Origin of the sequence: Microbacterium sp. STN6, assembly GCF_026410545.1 — a bacterium.
Lineage (GTDB): Bacteria > Actinomycetota > Actinomycetes > Actinomycetales > Microbacteriaceae > Root112D2.
On record NZ_JAPMIT010000004.1, the window covers coordinates 120,271 to 139,001 of the forward strand.

Annotated in this window: 18 protein-coding genes; 7 read left to right on the plus strand and 11 right to left on the minus strand. The window is 69.2% G+C overall.

Going from position 1 to position 18,731, the window contains the following annotated elements:
* The first annotated feature begins 106 nt into the window (after nucleotides 1-106).
* Nucleotides 107-295 carry a hypothetical protein gene (locus tag OSC27_RS12740; protein WP_267181850.1) on the plus strand — a complete coding sequence of 63 codons (189 nt, stop codon included), beginning with the start codon at nucleotides 107-109 and terminating at the stop codon, nucleotides 293-295.
* A 90-nt stretch (nucleotides 296-385) separates the two neighbouring features.
* Here OSC27_RS12740 and OSC27_RS12745 read toward each other — a convergent pair whose 3' ends face one another.
* The 6 genes from OSC27_RS12745 to OSC27_RS12770 all read right to left on the minus strand — a co-directional run bounded on the left by OSC27_RS12745 (nucleotide 386) and on the right by OSC27_RS12770 (nucleotide 4,085).
* Nucleotides 386-778, minus strand: coding sequence for a DoxX family protein (locus OSC27_RS12745; protein WP_267181851.1), 393 nt, complete (start codon nucleotides 776-778; stop codon nucleotides 386-388).
* Nucleotides 775-939 carry an NAD-dependent epimerase/dehydratase family protein gene (locus OSC27_RS12750; protein WP_267181852.1) on the minus strand — a complete coding sequence of 55 codons (165 nt, stop codon included), beginning with the start codon at nucleotides 937-939 and terminating at the stop codon, nucleotides 775-777. Before OSC27_RS12750 ends, OSC27_RS12745 begins: the two co-directional genes overlap by 4 nt.
* 193 nt (nucleotides 940-1,132) lie before the next feature.
* Complete coding sequence (locus OSC27_RS12755; RefSeq protein ID WP_267181853.1) at nucleotides 1,133-2,155, minus strand: zinc-dependent alcohol dehydrogenase family protein; 1,023 nt, start codon at nucleotides 2,153-2,155, stop codon at nucleotides 1,133-1,135.
* A gap of 92 nt (nucleotides 2,156-2,247) precedes the next feature.
* On the minus strand, nucleotides 2,248-2,595 hold the full coding sequence (locus OSC27_RS12760; protein ID WP_267181854.1) for a thioredoxin family protein: 348 nt from the start codon (nucleotides 2,593-2,595) through the stop codon (nucleotides 2,248-2,250).
* A gap of 15 nt (nucleotides 2,596-2,610) precedes the next feature.
* Nucleotides 2,611-2,991, minus strand: a complete 381-nt coding sequence (locus OSC27_RS12765; protein ID WP_267181855.1) for a MerR family DNA-binding transcriptional regulator — start codon at nucleotides 2,989-2,991, stop codon at nucleotides 2,611-2,613.
* A 131-nt stretch (nucleotides 2,992-3,122) separates the two neighbouring features.
* Nucleotides 3,123-4,085: a LacI family DNA-binding transcriptional regulator gene (locus tag OSC27_RS12770; protein ID WP_267181856.1), complete on the minus strand. Its 963-nt coding sequence runs from the start codon at nucleotides 4,083-4,085 to the stop codon at nucleotides 3,123-3,125.
* 129 nt (nucleotides 4,086-4,214) lie between these two features.
* Here OSC27_RS12770 and OSC27_RS12775 point away from each other — a divergent pair, with 129 nt between their 5' ends.
* From OSC27_RS12775 to OSC27_RS12790, 4 genes are all read left to right on the plus strand, one after another.
* Nucleotides 4,215-5,504: an MFS transporter gene (locus tag OSC27_RS12775; RefSeq protein WP_267181857.1), complete on the plus strand. Its 1,290-nt coding sequence runs from the start codon at nucleotides 4,215-4,217 to the stop codon at nucleotides 5,502-5,504.
* A gap of 2 nt (nucleotides 5,505-5,506) precedes the next feature.
* Nucleotides 5,507-7,978 carry a glycoside hydrolase family 3 N-terminal domain-containing protein gene (locus OSC27_RS12780; protein ID WP_267181858.1) on the plus strand — a complete coding sequence of 824 codons (2,472 nt, stop codon included), beginning with the start codon at nucleotides 5,507-5,509 and terminating at the stop codon, nucleotides 7,976-7,978.
* Nucleotides 7,975-10,533 (plus strand): family 78 glycoside hydrolase catalytic domain, encoded by a 2,559-nt coding sequence (locus tag OSC27_RS12785; protein ID WP_267181859.1) that lies wholly within the window; start codon nucleotides 7,975-7,977, stop codon nucleotides 10,531-10,533. Before OSC27_RS12780 ends, OSC27_RS12785 begins: the two co-directional genes overlap by 4 nt.
* Nucleotides 10,534-10,600: 67 nt before the next feature.
* Nucleotides 10,601-11,749: a glycosyltransferase family 9 protein gene (locus OSC27_RS12790; protein WP_267181860.1), complete on the plus strand. Its 1,149-nt coding sequence runs from the start codon at nucleotides 10,601-10,603 to the stop codon at nucleotides 11,747-11,749.
* 83 nt (nucleotides 11,750-11,832) lie between these two features.
* On the opposite strand, the gene OSC27_RS12795 is transcribed toward OSC27_RS12790, so the two are convergent.
* From OSC27_RS12795 to OSC27_RS12815, 5 genes are read right to left on the minus strand one after another with little or no spacing between them, the layout of a single operon-like run.
* Nucleotides 11,833-12,531, minus strand: a complete 699-nt coding sequence (locus OSC27_RS12795) for an SDR family oxidoreductase (protein ID WP_267181861.1) — start codon at nucleotides 12,529-12,531, stop codon at nucleotides 11,833-11,835.
* Nucleotides 12,532-12,569: 38 nt separating this feature from the next.
* Nucleotides 12,570-13,829, minus strand: a complete 1,260-nt coding sequence (locus OSC27_RS12800; RefSeq protein WP_267181862.1) for a glycosyltransferase — start codon at nucleotides 13,827-13,829, stop codon at nucleotides 12,570-12,572.
* Nucleotides 13,826-14,848: a glycosyltransferase gene (locus OSC27_RS12805; RefSeq protein WP_267181863.1), complete on the minus strand. Its 1,023-nt coding sequence runs from the start codon at nucleotides 14,846-14,848 to the stop codon at nucleotides 13,826-13,828. The genes OSC27_RS12800 and OSC27_RS12805 overlap by 4 nt, the downstream gene beginning before the upstream one ends.
* Nucleotides 14,845-15,918 carry a glycosyltransferase family 9 protein gene (locus OSC27_RS12810; RefSeq protein ID WP_267181864.1) on the minus strand — a complete coding sequence of 358 codons (1,074 nt, stop codon included), beginning with the start codon at nucleotides 15,916-15,918 and terminating at the stop codon, nucleotides 14,845-14,847. The genes OSC27_RS12805 and OSC27_RS12810 overlap by 4 nt, the downstream gene beginning before the upstream one ends.
* Complete coding sequence (locus OSC27_RS12815) at nucleotides 15,915-16,529, minus strand: D-glycero-alpha-D-manno-heptose-1,7-bisphosphate 7-phosphatase (RefSeq protein WP_267181865.1); 615 nt, start codon at nucleotides 16,527-16,529, stop codon at nucleotides 15,915-15,917. The genes OSC27_RS12810 and OSC27_RS12815 overlap by 4 nt, the downstream gene beginning before the upstream one ends.
* Nucleotides 16,530-16,628: 99 nt before the next feature.
* On the opposite strand from OSC27_RS12815, the gene OSC27_RS12820 reads away from it, so the two are divergent.
* On the plus strand, nucleotides 16,629-17,666 hold the full coding sequence (locus OSC27_RS12820; protein WP_416348861.1) for a glycosyltransferase family 9 protein: 1,038 nt from the start codon (nucleotides 16,629-16,631) through the stop codon (nucleotides 17,664-17,666).
* A gap of 317 nt (nucleotides 17,667-17,983) precedes the next feature.
* Nucleotides 17,984-18,676: an ANTAR domain-containing protein gene (locus OSC27_RS12825; protein ID WP_267181867.1), complete on the plus strand. Its 693-nt coding sequence runs from the start codon at nucleotides 17,984-17,986 to the stop codon at nucleotides 18,674-18,676.
* The last annotated feature ends 55 nt before the right edge of the window (nucleotides 18,677-18,731 follow it).

Below are 18,731 nucleotides of genomic sequence, written 5' to 3' on the forward strand. Positions count from 1 at the left end.
CGGTGTTGCTGTCGAAAACCGTCGAAGACTGCGCGGCTGCGCACATCCGCTCGCCTTTCTCCGTCGTTTTCGTTCAGGGCAGGCGGCCCGGGGTACGGTGGGGGCCATGAGCATGGGAATGGGGCCAGGAAACCCGGGGCCGGTGACGATGGGAAACGGTGGTGGCCCGACGTCAGGCCTGCCGACGCCGCCCCCGCGCGCTCACGGCCGGCTGCGCTGGTTCGGGCTCGGCATGACGACAGGGGTGGTCGGCACGCTCGTGGTCGTCATCATCGTGGCGACGCTCACGCACTAAACGGTTGTCAACGATCGACCAACATCCCTGGGATCCGTGCTCGAGGGGTTCCGGCTTGCCGATGCCTTCATTGCACCAAACGCAGGCCGGCTACGCCAACGCGGCCACTAGGCAGAGCGCGATGAGTACGACCTGACCGACCAGTCTCGGCACAAGCGGCACGGCCAGCGACCCGAACCGGTCACGGCGCCGGGCCGCATACGCGTTGGCGGGGAAGACCGCGACCAGGAACACCGCGAGGCAGATGCCGGCCGCCAGCCGGGTGGGCGGGTACAGAAGCCCGAGACCTCCCGCGATCTCGCACACCCCCGTGAACGCGACGAGAAGCGCGGGCCGCAACAGGCCATCGAACCGCAGCCGCGGCGGAATCATCGCCGCCATCGTGCGCCGGGACGCGGGCAGGAAGTGCAGCGCGCCCATGCCAATGAACGCGAGTGCGAGAAGGATGCGCAGCACCAGCGCTGCGATCGCCCAGCCCGTCACAGCGTCGTGAATCCGTCGCGCCAGGTGGGATGCGCCGGCTCCCAGCCCCGCGACGCGGCGAGGGCGCTCGAGACCGCGACGACCTCGTGGCCTGTGGCGAGCAGCATCGGCAGAAGCCGCGTTCCGATCACGCCGGTTGCCCCGGCCAGCAGAACCCGCATTTCCGCGCTCCCTTCGCCGCTCCGTCTGACGAATCTACCGGTCGGCGGGTACCGGGTCGTGCTCGCCGGCGTGACCGAACGAAAACGACGGTGTTGCTGTCACGAGCGGCGGAAGCGCGCGCGTCTGCGCACATCCGCTCGCCTTTCTCCGTCGTTTTCGTTCGGGCCGCGCGGCTGGAGGAGCGGCGTGGCCTCACACCGTGAGGAGCACCTTGGTGGCGCGACGCTCGTCCATGGCCCTGTAGCCCTCGGCGGCCTCGTCGAGCGGCAGGGTGAGGTCGAACACGACGCCGGGGTCGATCTGGTCGGTCATGATCAGCTCGATGAGCTCAGGCAGGAAGCGGCGCACCGGGGCAGGCCCGCCAAGCAGATGCACCTCGGAGAAGAACAGTTCCTGCCCGTCGAGCTCGACACCGTGCGAGACGCCGACGAACCCGACGTGCCCTCCGGCTCGGGTGGCGCGGATGGCCTGCAGCATCGACTCCTGTGTTCCGACGGCCTCCACCGTCGAGTGCGCCCCGTAGCCGCCGGTCAGCTCCTTGATCTTCGCGACCCCCTCGTCGCCCCGCTCCTCAACGATGTCGGTCGCGCCGAACGTCTTCGCCAGAGCCTGGCGGTCGGCGTGACGCGACATTGCGATGATGCGCTCGGCACCGAGCCGCTTCGCCGCGAGGATCGCCAGCAGCCCGACGGCACCGTCGCCGACGACCGCGACCGTCTTGCCCGGCCCGGCCTCGGCGGCGACGGCCGCGAACCAGCCCGTGCCCAGCACGTCTGAGGCGGCAAGCAGACTGCGCGCCTGCTTCTCGTTCGGCTCGCCCGGCACCGTCACGAGAGTGCCGTCGGCCAGCGGAATGCGCGCGTACTCGGACTGCGTGCCGATGCCACCCATCATCACGTTGTGGATGCAGCGGGATTGATACCCCGCCTGGCAGATCTCGCAGGTGTTGTCCGACGCGACGAACGAGCCGACCACGTAGTCGCCCACCCGAATCTCGTGCACCTCGTCGCCGATCTGCTCGACGACACCGATGTACTCGTGGCCCATCTGCATGGGGCGCTTCACGCGCTCGATGCCGCGGTATGGCCACAGGTCAGAACCGCAGATGCATGTCGCCGTGACGCGAATGACGGCATCCGTCGGCTCGACAATGCTCGGATTCTCGACGTTCTCGACGCGAACGTCTCCCGGTGCGTGCATGACAACGGCTCGCATGGATGCTCCTCAATCTCTCAAAAGTGAGTGCTACCCCTCAACGACACCACGTTTGCCGGCATTGTGGCAGGCCCTGGCGTGCCAGCCCTCGGCTAACGCGCGAGGTAGCGTGCCAGCTCGAACTCGAGCGCGGCCTTCGGCTTCGCCCCCACGATAGTGCGCACCGGCTCCGTGCCGACGAAGACCTTGAGCGTCGGAACGGCGAGGATCTGGTGGGCGGCCGAGGTGCGGGGGCTGAGGTCCGAGTTGATCTTGATGACCTTGAGCGTCTCGGGGTGCTCGGCGGCGAGCTGTTGCATGACGGGGCCGAGCATGCGGCACGGCGGGCACCACTCTGCCCAGAAGTAGGCGATGACGGTGCGCGGGTCGTGCAGCTGGGCCTCGAAGTCGGTGTCGTCGGCGTGAACGACGGCGTCGGTGGCGGTATCCGGTGTGCTCATTTTGTGCTCCTCAACTCAACTGAATTCGCAGCGCGGAACGGCGCCGCGCGTCTCTGCCTCGGTCAGCAGCGCCGCCAATGCGTCGCGCCGTGCGGCGAGCTCAGCGATTCGGCCGTCGAGGTCGGCGATCGCCGAACGGTACGCACGCAACGAGTCAGCGCAATCGTCGGCCCGCTCCTTGCCCTCGACGAGGCAGTCGAGGAACGGGCGCGTCGCGTCAAGCCGGATGCCGAGTGTGCCGAGCAGGTGAGCTTCGGCAACCAGTCGCGCCGACCTCTCGTCGTACTCGCGGTATCCGTTCGCCAGGCGTGTCGAGGCGATCAGCCCCACCGATTCGTAGTGCCGCACCGTCTTCGTCGACACGCCCGCGCGGGCCGCAACCTCACCGATTCGCATTCGCGCACCTCACGCAGGCAACGCTAAACCCTGCCCCATGGGTCAAGGTCAAGCGGCGACGCCTGCGACGGAGTGCGCGTGCGGCCACCCGACGTGGTGGGCACTGCTGGCGCGTGAGTGACGACGTTCTCTCACGTTGTCTCCCGCGCGACGAGATGCGCCTGCATCTCGGGCGTCGCTACAGGCGGGGCGGATTGGTTCACGGTACTCAGAGCGAGCTCAGCAAGGTAGCGACCGAGGCCTGCTGTGTCGACGCGAATCGTTGAGAGCGCGGGGACGAAGAGCCGGGCGAGCGGGGTGTCGTCGTGGCCTATTACGGCGAGCCGGTCGGGGACCCGTAGTCTCGTCCGCACCGCGTGCCCGACGATCCGCGCGGCGACGTCGTCGTTGTACGCCACGACGCCATCGACGCCGGCTGAAAGCCATTCGGCTACCGCGGTTGCGACGGAGCCTTCATCGATGGTCCAGTCGCCTGCCCATGTGATTCCCGGCATCCTCGTGGCGGTCCGCGCGGCGAGGCCGCTCCGTTCGGCCGACAGCTGGGCCAGGCGTGGGTCTGCCGGTGCTGCAAACGCCAACGTGCGGCGCCCTTGGGCGGCGAGGTGTTCCACCTGCACCCGTGGCCCGTCGGCGAAGAGGAGCCCTTCCTCGCCGGGAAGCGGGCCTTCGCGCTGAGCGGGAGTCAGCACGTGATTGATGCCGCTGGCGCGGATGTCGGCGATCTCGCGAGGCGAGAACGGGGTCATCCCCATGACGACGTCCGGGCGCAGAGTCTCCCACAACGGCTGTGCCTGTCCGTCGGGGTGCGGCACCATGGTCACCAGTGCATAGCCGGCCCGATCGAGCGTTGCGGAGGCCTCGTCGAGGTGCGTGCGCATGCTGTAGTCCAGGGGCCAGTCCGGGAGGACCAGGAGAACAATGTGACTTCGTCCGCTCGCCAGGGCGCGCGCCGCGCTGTGCGGGTGGTAGCCCAGGCGCTTCGCCTCGTTCAGGACCCGTTGTCGTGTCGACTCCGGGATGGTCTGGCCCGGCGTGTCATTGAGGACGAATCCGACTGTGGCTCGAGAGAGCCCGAGGGAGCGGGCGACATCCACTGCCGTCACCCGCTTTGTCGCAGCTCGGTCCGGACCCATGCAACCAACTCTCACACATCGCACTTGCGCGCGCTAGTCGACTCATCTATGCTCAGCAACTAGCCCGCGCTAGTTGACAATGGAGTCCACATGACCAGCCCCATAGAGCAAGAACCAGACTTCGCCGTCCCGACCGAGCCGATGATTCCCTCCGTGCAGCCGACGAAGAAGAAGGGTGCAGGCTTTCTCATCGTCTTCGGTCTGTTGAATTTCGGCCTCTATCTGACGGTGATGATGCCGGCCCTGTTCAGCCTGCCGTACAAGGTGCAGCAACTCGCGCCGGGCAACAAGGCCATCGTGCTGGGCGTCGTCGCGGCCATCGGCGCTGTCGTGACAATCATCTCGGGACCGATGGCCGGCGTCCTCAGCGACCGCACCCGCACCCGTTGGGGCCGGCGCCGCCCATGGCTTGTGGGCGGAATCCTCGTGCTCATCGTCGGCTCCGTCATGGTTGCACTCGCCCCAAACGTCCCCGCGCTCATCCTCGGGTGGATGGTCGTCTGCGTCGGCGGTGCCGGCCCGGCAGCGGCGATCACGCCAGTCGTGGCCGAGCAAGTGCCGGAGTCCCAGCGAGGAACGGTCGGCGCGATTGTCGGCGTCGCAACACAGCTGGGCGGGGTCCTCGGCTATACGATCGGCGGCCTGCTGACTTTCAACATCGTGTTGCTCTTCGCTACACCGGTCATCGTGCTCGCGGCCCTCGCGATCGTGTACATGGTGGTGGTTTCCGACCCACTGGTGCCGCTGCCGCTCACGACAATCCGACAGACCTTCCGGCTCATGATCTTCAACCCCAGGCGCCACCGTGATTTCTCCCTGGTGTGGCTTGGCAAGTTCCTCATGCAGGTTGCGCTCGCCCTTCTCACCACCTATCAGCTCTACTATCTGGCGGACCGGCTCGGCTTCTCCGCCGAGGAGGCAGGCCAAAAGCTTGCGCTTGTCGGGGGCATCGGCATCGTTGTGACGATGGCATTCGCCGTCGTCTCCGGCACGCTGTCTGACAAGCTCAAGCGGCGCAGAGCCTTCATATTTGTGGCATCGCTCGTCACCGCGGTCGGCCTGGTGCTGATGGCCTTCGCAGACGGCTTCACGCTCTTTTTCGCGGCTGTGCTCTGCATTCTCGGTGCGGCCGGCATGTTCGGTGCCGTCGACGTCGCGATGGCGAGCGACCTCGTGCCGGAACGAGAGCAGTCCGGCCGGTGGATGACCATCTATAATCTCGCTGCGTCGCTCCCAGGCGCCATCGCGCCCCTGCTCGGATCCGGTCTCCTGCTGATCGGTTCCGCCAACGGGACCAACTACACGGCCCTCTTCCTTGCCGGGGCTGTCATCGCACTCGGCACCGGGATCGTCACGTCATTCATTCGAGGAGTGCGCTGACGATGCGGTCCGGTTCCCTGCGGGCGCCTCTCGCGGCGGTCGAAGGCCTTGTGGCCGCCATGACGGTCGAAGAGAAGATCCTTCTGCTCGAAGGTGTCGAGTCGTGGAATACCAACGCCATTCCGCGCTTGGGAATCCCATCATTGTTGGTGACCGACGGCCCGCACGGCGTGCGCAAGGTGCGCAGCAACTCGGGTGCGTTCGCTCTGACGGACACCGAGCACTCAACAGCGTTCCCGACCGCTGCCACCGTCGCGAACTCGTGGGATCCCGAGAACGCCAGGCTCATTGGTCGGGCGATCGGGCGGGAGAGCACCGAGCGTGGCGTCGACGTACTGCTTGCTCCCGGTGTCAACATCAAACGCAACCCTCTGTGCGGGCGCAATTTCGAGTACTACTCGGAGGACCCGCTTGTCTCTGGGGAGTTCGGTGCGGCATTCGTTTCCGGAGTCGAGAGCGAGGGGGTCGCAACGTCCGTCAAGCATCTGGCGGCGAACTCGAACGAGGACTTCCGCTTCGTCGGCGACAGCCTTGTCGACGAGCGGGCGCTTCGGGAGATCTATCTGCCTGCGTTCGAACGTGTCGTCACACGGGCGAAGCCGTCCACTGTGATGTGCGCCTATAACGCCATCAACGGCACCTTCTCGTCTGATAACCGCGCGCTACTCACCGGCATTCTTCGCGAGGAGTGGGGCTTCGACGGCGTGGTCGTCACCGATTGGGGCGCGACACATGACCGAGTCGCAAGCATCAACGCCGGCTGCGAACTCGACATGCCAGGCCAAGTCGAGCACAACCGCGCGCAGATTCGTGCCGGGCTCCTCGACGGTCGAATAAGCCACGACACGCTTGATCAGGCGGTCACACGAGTGCTGCGACTCGTGGATCGCTGCGCCGGTGCCGACAGACCGAAGCCCAGCGTCGACGAGGAAGCGCATGCTGCTCTCGCGCGCGACATCGCGATCGACGCAGCGGTGCTGCTCGCGAACGACGGAACACTGCCGCTCGATGCGAGCGGCAGCCAGCTTCTCGTCGTGGGGGAGATGTTCGAGAAGATGCGGTTTCAGGGTGCCGGCTCTTCCTTGATTAATCCCCCGAACGTCGTCACTCCACGAGACGCCTTCGACGACCGAGGAGTCTCCTACCGCTACGAGCGCGGATATCGCTCTCTGGCCGCCGAACCGGATGCTGACCTTGAGCGGGCGGCAATTCGCGCCGCGCGCCGCGGCGAGACGGCCCTCTTCTTCGGAGGGTTGGGCGATCTGGAAGAGAGCGAGGGGTTCGACCGCCAGACGATGACGCTCGGGCGTGCGCAGAGGTCGCTTCTTCGCGGCTTGCTTGACGCGGGGGCGCGGGTGGTCCTCGTGCTCTTCGCCGGCGCGCCGTTGGAAGTGCCGTTCGCCGGCGAGCTCGCCGCAGTGCTCGACATGTACCTGCCTGGGATGCGAGGCGGGGATGCGGCTGCCGCTTTGTTGTTCGGCGAGGCCAACCCGTCGGGCAAACTCACAGAGAGCTGGACCACGTCTGCGGATACGGCAAGTTCCGCCGCTGATTACGATCGCGACAGGATCTCGCAGTACTACGAGTCGATTTACGTGGGTTACCGCTTCTACGACAAGGCAGCGACGCCGCTGCAGTACCCCTTCGGGTACGGCCTTTCCTACACCTCGTTCGCATACAGCGACCTTCGCGTGATCGTAGTGGGCGAGCGCGTCGAGGCGTCATTCACCGTGAGGAACACGGGAGATCGGGCGGGTGCGGAGGCCGTCCAGCTCTATGTTCGCAACAACGCGGGCCCCGTGTTCAAGGCCGAGAAGGAGCTGCGCGCCTTCGACAAGGTGCGACTCGCGCCCCGCGAGAGCCGAGCCGTTACCCTGCACTTCGCGCTCGGCGACCTCGCCTATTGGGATATCCGTGAGCACGGCTGGGTCCTGGAGAACGGCGAATACGCCGTGCTCATCGCAGCGTCGGTCGCGGATGTGCGACTGTCGGCTTCCTTTCGGGTGACTCAGGGCCGCGCGCCTGCATCGCCGTATTCGGCGGCGGTGGATGCCGCCTACGACATGCCTCCCGCAGCGATCCCGGCCGCGTTTGCCGAGCTGCTGGGTGCCCCCATCCCGCGGTCGTCGCGATCGCGGCGGCTCACTCTCGAAACGCGCTTGAGCGACGCACGTCGGTCATTGACGGGCCGAATCATGCACGCGATCGTTCTGTCTCGTGTTCGTAAGGACTACGCGGCCGCGCTCGCGATGCCCGACTCACTTGAACGCGACACCCGAGTGAAGAACATGCACTTCCTTGTTCGCATGATGCCCTTCAACTCATTGCGGAGCATGGCGATGTCGTCGGGCGGCAAGCTGCCATACGCTGTGGCTGCAGGCCTGGCCGACATCGCCGCCTTCCATCCGATCCGCGGCGTGCGCAGAATGCTCGCCGCGCGCGCTGCCGAGACTGCGAACGGAGAAGACTCGTGAAGATCTCTCGCCTGCACGTCGACGGCGTTGTATCCGGCCTGGTCGTCGATGAGCCTCCTCGTATCGGATTCGCACTGGCGTCGGACACGCCCGGTGAGGCGCTGGCCTCGGCGCGTGTTGTCGTGGGCGAGTGGGAGATCACAACGCGCGACCAGATCGGGATTCGCTACGGCGGCCCGCTTGCGCCGTTCACCGAATACACGGTGCACGTCACGGCCACCGGCACCAGCGGTGCCGTCGCCGAGGCGTCCACCACGTTCCGAACCGGCCGGTTTGGCACCCCCTGGACTGCCAAGTGGATCACGGATGCCGCGTACGAGACGCCCGTCAAGCAGTCTCCGGCCCCGATGGAGTTCCGCACCCGATTTGCCGTGCAGCGAGGTGTGCAGCGCGCGTGGATCGAGTCCACGGCCCTCGGCGTCTACGAGCTGGAACTTAACGGGGTCAAGGTAGGCGAAGACTATTTCGCCCCGGGCTTCACGTCATACAGGCACCAGATCCAATATCAGACGTACGACGTGACCGGTGCGCTGGCACGCTCGAACGTGCTCACCGCCACCGTGGCCGGAGGCTGGGCTGTCGGGTCGTTCACGCACAAGCGCAAGAACAAGATCTACGCGGATCGGCAGGCGTTCCTGTGCGAACTGCACCTCGAGTACGACGACGGCTCACGCGAGGTCGTCGCCACCGGCTCCGGCTGGGAGGTGAGCTCACAGTCTCGCTTCCGCATGGCCGAGTGGTACGACGGCGAGAACTATGACGCGACCTTCGACTCCGCTCCGTCATTCCGTGCCGCCGACATCACCGAGCCCCAGGGTGAGCCGGCGCTTGTGGCGCAGTACGGCCCCTCGGTGCGAGTACAGCGGGTTCTGCGCCCGGTTTCGTGGTCGACCAGCCCGAGCGGTGAGCTGATCTTCGACTTCGGGCAGAACTTCGCCGGGGTCATCAGCGCGCGCCTGCGCGGGGCGAGGGGCCGGCAGATCGTGTTCCGCCACGCTGAGGTCGTCGTCGACGGCGAGCTCTTTGTGAAGTCGCTGCGAACCGCGAAGGCGACGGCCACGTACACCTGCCTCGATGGAGAGCAGGAGTACTCGCCGCGCTTGACCTACATGGGCTTCCGCTACGTCGGCGTACGTGGAATCGACCCCGCTGATCTCGAACTCAGCGCGCTTGTGCTCCATTCCGACCTTCCGAAGGTGGGCGAATTCTCCTGCTCGAATGAACTCGTGAACCGGTTGCAGCACGCTATCGAGTGGGGTGGGCGGTCCAATTTCGTGGACATCCCAACGGACTGCCCCCAGCGCGACGAACGGGAGGGGTGGACCGGCGACTACGCGGTGTTCGCCGCGACCGCTAGCTACAACTTCGACATGTCGCGTTTTCTTGCAAAGTGGATGCGGGACGTCACCGCTGAACAGGCAAAGGGGGGCGGTATTCCGATGGTCGTGCCCAGGGCAGGCAATCCGTTCCCCGTCATGGCGACCTCCTGCTGGGGCGACGTGTGCATACTCGGCCCCTGGGCCGAGTATCTCGCCCGCGGAGACGTCGAGCTGCTTCGCCGTAACTACGCGACGATGAAACGATTCCTGAAGGCGGCACAGTGGTGGTCGGCCCTCGGGTCCGTCCGACGCGACCGTCGCCGCATCTGGCGCTGGCCGTTCCACTTCGGCGATTGGACCTCGCCCGACGGAGCCGCGAAGGAGTGGATCCAGAAGGGAAAGTGGATCGGAACCGCATACCTGGCCAACTCCTCCCACCTGGTCGCACGAATCGCCGACATCCTCGGCGAGGAAGCCGATGCCGCGTATTACCGCCGGCTGCGAGACGAGGTCGTCACCGCCTACCGCAACGTCTTTACCGACGGCGCCGGCCGGCTGAAGAACGAGTTTCAGACCGCATACGTGCTCCCTCTTCACTTCGGCATGACGGCGGGCGCGGAGACCGACGCGATGGTCGACAATCTCGTGCGGCTCATCGACGACGCAGATGGCCACCTGCGCACGGGGTTCCCGGGAACCCCGTACATCCTGTTCGCCCTCTCCGACAACGGCCGCGTCAAGGAGGCGTTCGATCTGCTCATGCAGACGGCTCCCCCCTCGTGGCTTTACATGGTCGAGGCCGGAGGCACGACCATCTGGGAACGGTGGGACGCGCTGCGCCCCGACGGCACTGTGAACATCTCTGACCTGAGACCGGGGACATCGGATGAGAGCTCTGGTGGGGGAATGGTGTCGTTCAACCACTACGCGGCGGGTGCCGTGGGCGACTGGCTGTACCGGCGAGTCGCTGGTATCGAACCGACCAGCGGCGGGTATCGCACATTCACTGTCGCGCCGCTCGTCGGCGGCGGCCTGACCTTCGCAGAAGGGGCGGTTGAGACGCCGTATGGGCGGGCGACCTCGAGCTGGCGGCTCGATGACGGCGTCTTCAGCCTTCGGATCGACGTTCCTGTCTCAACGGTCTGCGAGGTCGTTCTCCCCGACGGCAGTCGACACACGCGCGAAAGCGGTTCGCACGAATTCTCCTGTGCGATGGGTGTCCGAACCCCGGTCTGAGACTCGTGAGCCGGGCCTGCCACCTCCGCCCCGTTTGGCGACTCGCCGCGCTGGGCACTGGCAGGGTGTGAGTGACGACGCGCTTTCCATCGGTCCGCTCGGCGAGCGCATCCCGGGCGTGCGCTCCATCGCGGTGCTGCGCGGCGGCGGCCTCGGCGACCTGCTCTTCGCCATGCCCGCCGTGGATTCGCTCGCCGCCGCCTACCCCGGCGCGAGCATCACTATGCTCGGCACGCCACTGCACGCGGAACTGCTGAACGGCAGGCCCGGTCCCGTCGCGGGCGTGGAGCTGCTGCCGCCCGCGCCCGGAATCTTCGAGGCGGAGCCGAGCGGCGACGCGGGGCGCATCCGTTCGCAATTCTTTGAGCGGATGCGCGAGCGCTCCTTCGACCTGGCCGTTCAGGTGCACGGAGGTGGCGGCAACTCCAACCCGTTCGTGCTCGAGCTCGGTGCGGCGCACACCGTCGGCCTGCAGGCGCCGGGCGCGCCCCCGCTGGACCGCACCGTGCCGTACCGCTACTACCAGCACGAGATGTTGCGGGCGCTCGAGGTGGTTGGTTTGGTCGGTGCGGCTCCGGTGCGGCTCGAGCCGCGACTTCAGGTGACGGATGCGGAGCGCCAGCGCGCGCGAAACCTCCTCGGCCGGTCCGCATCGTCGACGCCCGCACCCCTCCTGGTGGTGCACCCCGGCGCCACGGATCCACGCCGCCGCTGGCCCGCCGAGAGGTTCGCCGAGGTGGCCGAGCGGGCGCTCGCCGCCGGCATGAAGGTCGTGGTGGTGGGCGACGCGAGCGACGGGGAGGCGGCCGAGCGCATCGTGCGGATGGCCGGCGGCGGCTCCGGAACGGCCGGCGGCGGCGCCGCAGGCCGCATCCGCTCGCTGGCCGGTCACCTGCGGCTGGGCGAACTCGCGGGGCTGCTGCGCGAGGCCGACGTGTTCGTGGGCAACGACAGCGGGCCGCGGCATTTGGCGCTCGCGGTCGGCTGCCCCACGGTGGGCGTGTTCTGGTTCGGCAACGTGATCAACGCGGGGCCGCTCTCGCGCAGTCGGCACCGCATCCACATCGCGTGGCGCACGACGTGCCCGGTGTGCGGGCGCGAGCAGGTGCGCGGCGACGACGGGCGCTGCGAGCACGACGACTCGTTTGTGTCAGAGGTGCCCGCAGCGGATGTCTGGGCCGACGTCGCCGAGCTGGCCCGCCCGGCCGCCCCTTAAGCCGCGCGAGTGCGTGCGGCGCGCATCAGGCGCCGGGACCGCGAACGGCGCCCATCAGACGCCGGGACCGCGAACGGCGCGCGTCACGGCCACGAGTCCTCCAGCTCGTGGCAGATGACGAGCTCGCGCACCTCGCACCCTGCAGGCTGCGACAGCGCGAACAGGGCCGCGTTCGCCACGTTCGCCGGGTCATTGAGCCGGGAATCGTCCTGCGGCTTGTACTGCTCGTCGCGCCCGTCGAAGAAGTGCGTCTTCATGCCGGCGGGCACGAGCGTGGTCACGCCGATCTGACCGCGGGTCTCGGCGGCGAGGGCGCGCGAAAACCCGACCACGCCGAACTTCGCCGCACAGTACGCGGTCGCCTCGGGCAGGGCGCGCAGCCCGAGCGACGACGCCACCGTCACGACCCGGCCGCGGGAGGTGATCAGCGCCGGCATGGCGGCCCGCACCACGGAGACCGTGCCGAGCAGGTCGACCGCGATCACGGCCTCCCACGCGTCGGTCGGCGTCTCGTCGAGCCGTCCGGGCCGGTCGATGCCGGCGGCGGTGACCACCGCATCCAGCCCGCCTGCCTCCTCGATCGCCTGGCCGACGACCTCGGCGACCTGGCCGCTGTCGCTCACGTCGACGCGGTATTCGGGGCCGAGGTCTGCGCCCGCGTCGCGGTCGAGCACGATGGGCGTGCCTCCCGCGTCGTGCACGGCTCGCGCGACGGCGGCGCCGAGCCCGGAGGCTCCGCCCGAGATCAGCACGCGGCCCGGGTTGTTCGTCGTTTCAGGCATGGGTGTTCCTTTCGTCGTCATGAACGGATGCGTCGGGCTCAGAGCCCGACGAGCGCCGCCGGTTCGATGCGCGCCATCGACGCGCCGAGCAGCCGGTCGTAGACCTCCTCGGTCAGCTGCGCCACACGATCCCAGGTGTAGAGGCGCTCGGTGCGTTCGCGCCCTGCCTTCCCGAGCGCGCGCGCGAAGGGGGCGTCATCGAGAATGCGGATCAGGGCCGCGGCGATCGCCGCGGGGTCGCGCGGAGGCACGTGCAGGCCCGTCACGCCGTCGACGATCGAGTCGGTGAGGCCGCCCACGCGCGCCGCGATCACGGGCACGCCACACGCCATCGCCTCGAGCGGCACGATGCCGAACGGCTCGTACCAGGGCGCGCACACGACCGCGTCGCACGAGCGGAAGAACTGGGGCAGGTCATCGTGCGCGAGGCTGCCGCGCAGGCTCACCCGCTCGGCGACGCCGGCCGCCTTCGCCAGCGCCGCGAGCCGCAGGCACTCCGGATCCTCCGCGGCGCTCGCGCCACCCGAGCCGCCCACGATCACAAGCTCTACGTCGTCGCGGCCGGCGGCGGTCAACTGGGCGAGCGCTTCGATCACGAGGTCGGTTCCCTTGCGCGGCACGAGCCGCCCCACGACGGCGATGCGGTGGACCCGCCCGCGCGCCTCGGCGGGACCGTGCGGCGCGAGCAGCGTCGTGTCGACCCCGCACGGCGCGACCGACACCTTCGCCAGATCCACGCCCATCGCCTCGAGCTCGGCCACCTCGTCGCTGCACGTGGCGAGCACGGTGTCGACGGTGCGGGCAACCCAGGGCTCGACGCGTTCGCGTTCGGCGGGGCTCGTGTCATCCGCCCCCTGGTGCCGGCGCTTCACGGTTCCGAGCGCGTGGAACGTCTGCACGACCGGCACGCGGTCGCCGCCGTGGTTCAGGTGCTCGGTGCACGAAGCGGTGAGGGCCGCGAGGCCGGACATCCAGAAGTGGCCGTGCACAACATCCGGTCGCCTTCTTCTCCAGTCATCGAGGATGCCGGTGGCCAGATCGTTCATGTAGGGGAACAGCTCGTCCTTCGGCACCGGGCGCGCCGGGCCTGCCGTGACGTTCACGACCTCGACACCGTCGGCGAGCGGCACGCGCTCAGGCAGGGCTGCGTCGTCGCGCCGCGTATAGACGCAGACCTCGTGCCCGCGCCTGGCCAGCGCCGTGGAGAGTGCCGCGACGTGAACGTTCTGCCCACCGGCGTCGACGCCGCCGAGAACGGCGAGCGGGCTGGCGTGCTCGGAGACCATGCTGATTCTCATTTCGTGCGTCCCTTCCCGTGTGTCGTGCCTTTCGTGCCGTGTTTCGTGCCGTGTTTCGCGCCGTGCGCCTCCACCTGGTCCTCGAGCACCTGGCTCCAGCGTTCGAGGAAGTAGTCGAGGCTGTAGTGGGTGAGCGCGAATTCCCGTGCGCGCTTGCCGTACTCCGTCGCCCGTTCGGGCTCGGTGAGCAGGCGGCGCGCGGCCGCGTGCAGCTCGGCGACGTTGTCTGAGACGAAGCCCACCTCGGGTGGCACAGCCCGGCCGATCTCGGTCGCGTTGACGGCGACCACCGGCATCCCCAGGTGCATGGCCTCGAGCAGCGAAAGACCGAGCGAGGTCCAGCGGGCGGGGTGCAGGTAGAGGCGCCGCTTCGCGAGTTCGCTGAAGAGCTGCTCGGTGGGCAGGTCGCCGGCCGCCGCCACCTGGTCGTCGCGCACGCCCAGCTTCTTCGCGAGCCCCTCGGCCTGCATGCCGAACACGTCGACGCGGCCGATGAGCGAGAAGCCGCCGAGCAAGTCGCTTCCGGTCACGCGCCAGCGGCGCACCGGCTCGTTGATGACCGCACCGATGCGCGGCAGCTCGCCCGTGTACAGCTCGCCGCGGTCGACGATGCCGTGCTCGATCACGGTGTTGGGCGCGCGGCCGTTGTCCCAGAACAGCTGGTTGAAGTAGGTGACGTGGGCGATCAGAATGTCCTCTTGGTCGGCGAGAGGATGCACCGTGTTGGGAATATCGCCCTTGGGCGTGTTGTGTTCGACGAACACCGCGGGCACGTCCTTGCCCGGGGTGCGGCCGAGCAGCGCCGTGGTCGCGTCGATGTCCTCGAGCCGCTGCAGCACCACCACGTCGACGTCTTCGTCACGCAACCGATCCTTGGGCACCTCGATGGCCTGCTCGGGCCAGTCGTAGCCGGTCTTGCCGCCGTTGCCGTCGTCATCGACCGGCAGCAGGTACTCGTGGGGGCCGCGTACGAATGCGTCCATCCACCCGCTGTGCACATGCCAGACCAGAACTCTCATGCTGAGACCTCCTCCTCGTGTGAATCGTCTCGATAACCGAGCGGATGCGCGCCCGCGCCGCCCGCCAGCGCGAGGCACGCGTCGACCACCTGCTGTGGTGTCACTCTCGCCAGGCACGGATGCCCCGCGATCGGGCACTCCCTGGCGCGCGAGCCCCGGCATGCCGCGTGCTGGTCGCCCAGCAGCGCAACGGGCACGCCGTACGGCGCCCAGCGCTCGGCGGGAATCACGGGGGAGTACAGGCTGACCACGGGGGTCCCCACGGCCGCCGCCAGGTGCGCGGGCCCGGTATTGCCCGCGATCAGCACGGATGCGCCCGCGAGCACGCCCGCGAGCGTGCGGAAGTCGGTGCGTCCGCCCAGGTCGATGCCGCTCGATCCCGCCACGCGGCTGGTCAGCGCGCGCTCGCCCTCGGCGCCCGTCACGACCACCCTCACGCCGGCCTTCGCCAGCAGCGACACGGCCTGACGGTGCTGAAGGGCGGGCCACGTTCGGGCCGGCACCGCCGCGCCGGGGTGCACCACCACATACGGGCCGGGCCCCACGAGCGATGTCACGTCGGGTGGGGCGGCCACGCGCATCCGCCCGTCGTCGCCCTCGGGCAGCTCGAACCCGGCCGCGCGCGCGATGGTGAGGGCGCGAACGGGCTCGGGCTGGTCTTCGGGCATGTCCTCGCCCGGCTTGATGCGGGTGTCGAGCAGGCGGCCCGCGTAGTCGACCGACGCGGCCGCGATCTCGTGAACGCCGGCAAGGCGCAGCAGCAGCGCGAGCGGCAGCGGCGACTGGTGGAACGACGTCAGAATGAGGGCGGTCTCTGGCGCGCACTCGCGCACCAGGTCGAGCAGGGCGCCCGTGTTTTCCATGGTCGCGGGTGGGGCGGGGTCGACGATCCAGGGGCACTCCCACTCGAGTACGCGGGCAACACCCGGCAGGATGCGCGCGGCGGCCACGCCGCGCGGCCCGCACAGCATCCACACCTCGCCGTGCGCCGCGGCAGCCCGAACGGCCGGTCCCGACACGAGCACGTCGCCGGCGCTGTCGAGGCGCACGACGAGGATGCGCCGCCTCACGAGGGCGCTCCTGCCGCGGTGGTGTGCGCGTGTTCTGCCACCGCATCGCCGCGGTCGTGCAACAGCAGGCGAACCGCCTCTGCAAGCGTGCGGGCGCTAAGCGGTGCGGCGGCGACCTCGTCGGGGCGGGTCACGGGCGTCGGCACGAGCACCGAGACCGCGCCGGCGTGCCGGGCGGCATCCATGTCGGTGCCGATGTCGCCGATGACGGCGACGCGCTGCGGCGCGGTGCCGAGCTGTCGGGCGGCCTCGAGCACGAGCCCCGGTCGGGGCTTGCGGCAGTCGCAGGAGTCTTCGGGGGAGTGCGGGCAGACCTGCCACACGTCGAACGGGCCGAGCAGGGCGTCGACGCGCGCGTTGACGGCGTCGAGCTCGGCCGCGCTCACGACGCCGCGGGCGAGCGCCGCCTGGTTGGTGACCACGCCGGTGGCGAGACCGGCGTCGCGGGCGAGACGCACCGCATCCGCTGCGGTGGGCATGGGCTCGACGGCGGCAGGGTCGGCGATCCCGGGCACGTCGCGAATGAGCGTGCCGTCGCGATCGAAGAGGATCGCGTCGAGGGCGTCGGCGCGCGAAACGCCGCGCAAGGCCTCGTGCATGGTGTCGGTCACACTCGAGCAGTTCCCCGAAGCGCTGCTCGCTAAACGTGGGGCAGCGTCGTCTCGCGCCCCAACTCCCGCGCGCCACCGTTCGGGAGTATGGCTGGTGGCGTGAAGATCCTCTCCGATACGCGCGCGGCCGGCGACCCGCCCGAGCTGCTCGCCCTGCGCGCCCTGAAGCTCGGCGACCTGCTCGTCGCGGTGCCCGCGCTGCACGCCATCCGGCGGGCGCGGCCCGAGCATCGCCTCGTGCTCGCCATGCCCGCCTGGCTCGACGAGATCGTCGACGTCGTCGACGGCGTTGACGCGTTGCTGCCCACTCCGGGGCTCGACGACCCGCTTCCGCTGCCCGCCGGACGCATCGACACGGTCGTGAACCTGCACGGAAACGGGCCCGAGTCGCGGGGGATCCTCGATGCGCTGCAGGCCCCGCACCGCATCGGGCACCGCTGGCCGGCATCGACTGCCACCGACGCCGGGCTTACCGCGTCCGGCGCGTCCGTCCCGCCCGCACCCGCCGCCCCCCGGTCCCCCACGTGGCAGGGCCCGGACTGGGTCGACGGAATCCACGAGCGCGTGCGCTGGGCCCGCCTGGTCGAGGGGCACGGCATGCCAGCCGATCCGAACGAGGTGTGGCTCAACGATCCGGGCCCAAGCGCGCGCCCGGGCGCCGTCGTCGTGCACGTGGGCGCGTTCTACGGATGCCGCCGCTGGCCGGTCGAGCGCTTCGCCAGCGTGGTACGCGCGCTCGCCGCCGACGGAGCCGACGTGGTGCTCACGGGCAGCACCGCCGAACGCGAGCGGGCCCTGGCCGTCGCCGAACTCGCCCGCCTCGGTGACGACCACGTGCTCGCCGGCCGCATCGGCCTGCGCGCGTTCGCGGCGGTCGTCGCCCACGCCGAGCTCGTCGTCTCTGCCGACACCGGCGCCGCCCACCTCGCCTCGGCGTTCGCCACCCCGTCGGTCGTCATCTTCGGCCCGGCCCCTGTCGAGGAATGGGGACCGCCGCCCGGCCCGCACATCGCCCTCACGGATGCCCGGCTGCGCCGGGGCGACACCTTCGGCGACGAGCCCGATCCCGCGCTGTTGGCCGTATCCGTGGCCGACGTGCTCGCTGCCGCCGACACCGTGCGCCAGCGCGCCGCCTAGCACAGGAACGACTCCGAGGGTCGGGCCATAGTGTCGGTCCGACGCCGGATCACTCGCGATGTGGCCCGATGCTCGTGTCGGATGGTCGAGCGTAGTTCGTGGGTCGGGTCGAATCGCGGGTAATCTGCGTGATCACTCGCGATGTGGCCCGATGCTCGGGCCGGTGGGCCGGTGGGCCGGTGGGCCGGTGGGCCGGTGGGCCGGTGGGCAGGTGGGCCGGTGGGCCGGTAGGCCGGTAGGCCGATGCGCCGGTGTGGTGAGCGCTGTCCCGCTGGCAGGGCCGCCTCCCCGCGGTTACCGTGAAGCCGGGAGGGCACGTGGAGCGACCGGATGCGGCATACTTCGCCGACGTCGCCGCGCGCCTCGATGCCGCAAGCGACGCGGCCGACCTGCTTCGCATCATCGCCGAGACGGCCGCAGCGACGGCTGGCGAGTCGTGCGAGGCAAGCGTGTTGCTGCGCCGACGCGGCACCCTGCAGAGCGCGGCCGCCACGACCTACCGGGCGAGCCGCGTCGACCTGCTCGCGGTCGAGTGCGGCGAGGGTGCGCCCGTGCTGTCCTCCCTGGCGGGTGACGCCGAGCCGGCCGCGGTCTCGAGCGGCGACCTCGCATCGGACGCCCGCTGGCAGACGTGGGGGGTGGCGGCGAGCGCGGCCGGATTCCGAAGCGTACTGAGCGTGAGCCTGCACGCACGCGGGGCCATGAGAGGGGTCACGAGCGTGTATTCGGGGCGACGGGACGCGTTTGCGGCATCCGCTCGTGAGGCCCTCACGGTTCTCTCGAAGCACGCGGCCATCGCGCTCGCCGCCGCCGCCCTGCACGACGACCTCAACCAGGCCATCGATGCACACACGGTCGTCGGTCAGGCCCAGGGCGTGCTCATGGCGACGTATGCGCTCACCCCCGAGCGCGCCTTCGAGGTGCTGCGGCGCTACTCGCAGGATCGCAACGTCAAGCTGCGTGCGCTCGCGGAGCGGGTGGTTGAGACGCGTCGCCTGCCCGAGCGGTGATGGTGTCCTGAGCCGCGGCCCCGGCCGCTGCCGTTGCCCGGCCGCAACCGCAGCC

Excerpts from the sequence above, each read along its gene's own strand:
- OSC27_RS12750 (WP_267181852.1), bottom strand. The coding sequence starts at position 939 with ATGCGGGTTCTGCTGGCCGGGGCAACCGGCGTGATCGGAACGCGGCTT.
- OSC27_RS12765 (WP_267181855.1), bottom strand. The coding sequence starts at position 2,991 with ATGCGAATCGGTGAGGTTGCGGCCCGCGCGGGCGTGTCGACGAAGACG.
- OSC27_RS12740 (WP_267181850.1), top strand. The coding sequence starts at position 107 with ATGAGCATGGGAATGGGGCCAGGAAACCCGGGGCCGGTGACGATGGGA.
- OSC27_RS12755 (WP_267181853.1), bottom strand. The coding sequence starts at position 2,155 with ATGCGAGCCGTTGTCATGCACGCACCGGGAGACGTTCGCGTCGAGAAC.
- OSC27_RS12760 (WP_267181854.1), bottom strand. The coding sequence starts at position 2,595 with ATGAGCACACCGGATACCGCCACCGACGCCGTCGTTCACGCCGACGAC.
- OSC27_RS12780 (WP_267181858.1), top strand. The coding sequence starts at position 5,507 with ATGCGGTCCGGTTCCCTGCGGGCGCCTCTCGCGGCGGTCGAAGGCCTT.
- OSC27_RS12800 (WP_267181862.1), bottom strand. The coding sequence starts at position 13,829 with ATGAGAATCAGCATGGTCTCCGAGCACGCCAGCCCGCTCGCCGTTCTC.
- OSC27_RS12795 (WP_267181861.1), bottom strand. The coding sequence starts at position 12,531 with ATGCCTGAAACGACGAACAACCCGGGCCGCGTGCTGATCTCGGGCGGA.
- OSC27_RS12805 (WP_267181863.1), bottom strand. The coding sequence starts at position 14,848 with ATGAGAGTTCTGGTCTGGCATGTGCACAGCGGGTGGATGGACGCATTC.
- OSC27_RS12775 (WP_267181857.1), top strand. The coding sequence starts at position 4,215 with ATGACCAGCCCCATAGAGCAAGAACCAGACTTCGCCGTCCCGACCGAG.